This is a genomic window from Frankia sp. R43 (assembly GCF_001306465.1).
Classification (GTDB): domain Bacteria; phylum Actinomycetota; class Actinomycetes; order Frankiales; family Frankiaceae; genus Parafrankia; species Parafrankia irregularis.
This window is the reverse complement of the sequence record NZ_LFCW01000028.1, coordinates 1-2644: the sequence shown is the minus strand read 5'-3', so window position 1 is coordinate 2644 and position 2644 is coordinate 1. Positions and strand designations below refer to the sequence as shown.

The window sequence follows — 2644 nt, the reverse complement described above, 5'->3', positions numbered from 1 at the left end:
AGCCGGGCGGCGACCACGGCGGCGGCGAGTGCGGCGATGAGGCTGAGCGGGAGGACCGCGCCCGAGGGCAGTCGGACCGGCCGATCCTGACCCGGTGGGGCCGGGTGCGGTGCGGGCGTGTCGGTGCCTGGGGCCGGGCTGGTGTGCGGGGCCGGGCCGGGAGTGGAGGGGGCCGGGTCCGCGGGGATGGTCGGGGTCCACCCGGGGAGCGGAAGGGGCGGGCGAGAAGGTGCCCGGTGCGGCAGGTGCGGCAGGTGCGGCAGTCGCGGGAGCCGTCGGTGGCAGCGGTGCCGGGGTGGTCGTGGGTGGGGTGGCGGGACCGGAGGCGTGGGGCGCGACGGTGGTGTCGGGCCCCACCGGAGCCATCGGGGGCATCGGGGGTTGGGCGTCGGACGGAAGGCGCAGGATCCAGCCGGGGCGCAGCAGGTCGGGGCTGGTGAGCGCGGTCCCGTCGGCCTGGACCCGGCCCTGGTTGAGAGCCCAGATCTCGCGCCAGCGCAGCCCGTCTCCGTGCAGCCAGTCCTCGGCCAGTGACCATAGGGTGTCGTAGGGGGCGACGGTGCACTCCAGCCCGGCCGGCACCGTGGCGGAGGATCGCGCGGCGCCAGCGAGGGGATCAGCCGGGGCGGTGACGGCCGCGGGCCGCGCGTAGGCGGCGAGGACCGCGGCCGGCGGCGGGCCGCTGGTGCGGGTGGTGGCGGTGAGAAGGCCTGCGAGGATCGTGCCGACGAGGACCGCGGCCAGGGCCTGGGCGGGGCCGGCGGTGGGGAGCCGGGGCCGGTGCCAGCCGGCGGCGGTGGCCACGACCTCCACGGCCACGGAGACCGCGAGCAGCGTGTAGGCGTACCAGAACAGGCAGGAGACCAGGCCGAGGATCAGTCCCTGGGTCAGTGGCCCGGTCGCGGTGGTCACGATCTGGTCCCAGGTGGGGACGTGTTCGGGCAGGGGCCAGCCGACCAGCCGCCACATCACGGTGGGCGCGGCGATCAGCAGCACCCCGGCGGCGGTGAGGGCGATGCCGGCGCGGGCCAGCCCGGCGAGGCGGTGCAGCGGCCCGACACGTCGGGGTCTGTGTCGGCGGCTCATGGGGCGCCGGCCGGTGCGGTGGCGCTGTGGACGGGGGCGGCGGTGGCCTGTCCGGTGACGGTGAGCGTGTCGATCCCGACAATCCCGAGGAGCTGGGTGGGGACACGTACTGTGACCGTCACCGTCACCGTGGCGGCGGTCGCGGTGACGGTCCCTTCTGTGCCAGCGGTGGCCAGGTACAGCTCGGCCCGTTGCTCCGCGGCGGTCGGGTCGAGCTGGATGACGCCGCTGGCCCGGTAGGTGGCCAGGTCCAGGCCCTGCGCGCCGGCGCGGGCGGCCTCGGCGGCGAGGCTGATCGCGGCGGACTTCCGGTCCAACGCGAGTCCGCCGTCCACGACGAGACCGGTCACCGCGAGTAGCGCGACGGTGAGGACGACGAAGAACGCGGTCACCGTCCCCGCGTCCCGGTTCTGGTCCCGGGTGCGGTCAGGCACGGCGGAACCGGTCCCACCCGGCCGCGGTCACCGCGTCCGGGCTGTCCGTCTCCGGTACCCGTAGCCCTGCGGAGGGCGGGGTGGGGTGGAGGTCGGCGAGGCGCCAGTCGTCCCCGTCCCAGACCAGTTCCCAGGTCATCGACCCGATGAGCGGCCATGACGATGTGCGGTCGCCGGAGACGCGGCTGGCATGCAGGAGCGCGACCGTGACGTGATCGGGCTGGGAGGTAAGGACCCGGGTACCCAGGGGGCGGAAGAACAGCGCGCTGCCGGCGGGCAGGTCAGGTGGCTGGTAGCCGGTCTCGACGACGCCTTCGGACCGCCGCAGAAAATCCACGGTGGCGATCGTCGCGAAGACATCGGCCCGCTCGGCACCGTCGCGGGGCAGCAGCAGCGAGATCCAGCCCACCGCGGCCGAGACCGCCCCGAGGGTGGTGTGCGGGAAGCCCCGGGGGACCCCGTTGTCCGTGATCTCGGCCGCGCGGGCCAGCAGCACCCGCCCGTGCGGGTCGAGGTCGGTTGGCCGCCCGGAGGGCGGGGAGCTGGGCTGCTCCCGACCTGCCCGCGAGGACGCGGCGCAGGACGCCACGCCGGCGAGGAGGGCCACGGCGAGCAGCGCGGCGACAACGGACCGGGCTACGGGGACCAACTCCGGGTTCCGCCGGCTGGCGCCGGCGGGTCGGCTCATAGGGCTTCTCCCGGCGGGGTTGCCTCCGGACTGGCCGGCGGCTTGGAGGCCGCGGTCGCGGTGACCCCGCGGTACACGTCGATGGGGACGGTCGCGGTGGTCGTGAGTGTGCGTTCGCCGGGGACGGGAAGGCCGGCGGCGAGGTCGGACTGGTCGAGCTGGCAGGCCACCGTCGCGCGGACCACACCGCCGGGACGGAACTGGCTGACGTCCACCTCCACCGTCAGGGCGGTGCAGGGACCTGTGCTCCTGTTGAGGTCAGGTGCGACGGCCGCCTGGGCGGCGGCGAGGGCCAGGGCGGGTGTGCGTGCGAGGCTCGCGGCACGGGCGGCGGTGTGCGCGGCGGTGTCGACCTGCCCGCGGGCGTTTACCGCCCGCCCCGCGTAGACGATCAGCAGCAGCATCAGGATGATCAGCGGTGCGAGCAGTGTCAGTT

At 75.5% G+C, this 2644-nt stretch carries 4 protein-coding genes; all 4 read right to left on the bottom strand.

Annotated features, from left to right (window positions below):
• Positions 1 to 1086, bottom strand: a 1086-nt coding sequence (locus ACG83_RS41445) for a LysM peptidoglycan-binding domain-containing protein (protein ID WP_200931483.1), incomplete at its 3' end; no start/stop codon positions are given.
• Positions 1083 to 1520, bottom strand: coding sequence for a pilus assembly protein TadG-related protein (locus ACG83_RS41440; RefSeq protein ID WP_054571714.1), 438 nt, complete (start codon positions 1518 to 1520; stop codon positions 1083 to 1085). The genes ACG83_RS41440 and ACG83_RS41445, both read right to left, overlap by 4 nt.
• Positions 1513 to 2208 carry a hypothetical protein gene (locus ACG83_RS41435; protein ID WP_054571713.1) on the bottom strand — a complete coding sequence of 232 codons (696 nt, stop codon included), beginning with the start codon at positions 2206 to 2208 and terminating at the stop codon, positions 1513 to 1515. The genes ACG83_RS41440 and ACG83_RS41435 overlap by 8 nt, the downstream gene beginning before the upstream one ends.
• Positions 2205 to 2644 (bottom strand): TadE/TadG family type IV pilus assembly protein (locus ACG83_RS41430; RefSeq protein WP_054571712.1); only part of this gene is annotated, 440 nt, incomplete at its 5' end. The genes ACG83_RS41430 and ACG83_RS41435, both read right to left, overlap by 4 nt.

Bases quoted from the DNA above. Each gene is read 5' to 3' on its own strand.
- ACG83_RS41435 (WP_054571713.1), bottom strand. From the start codon at position 2,208: ATGAGCCGACCCGCCGGCGCCAGCCGGCGGAACCCGGAGTTGGTCCCC.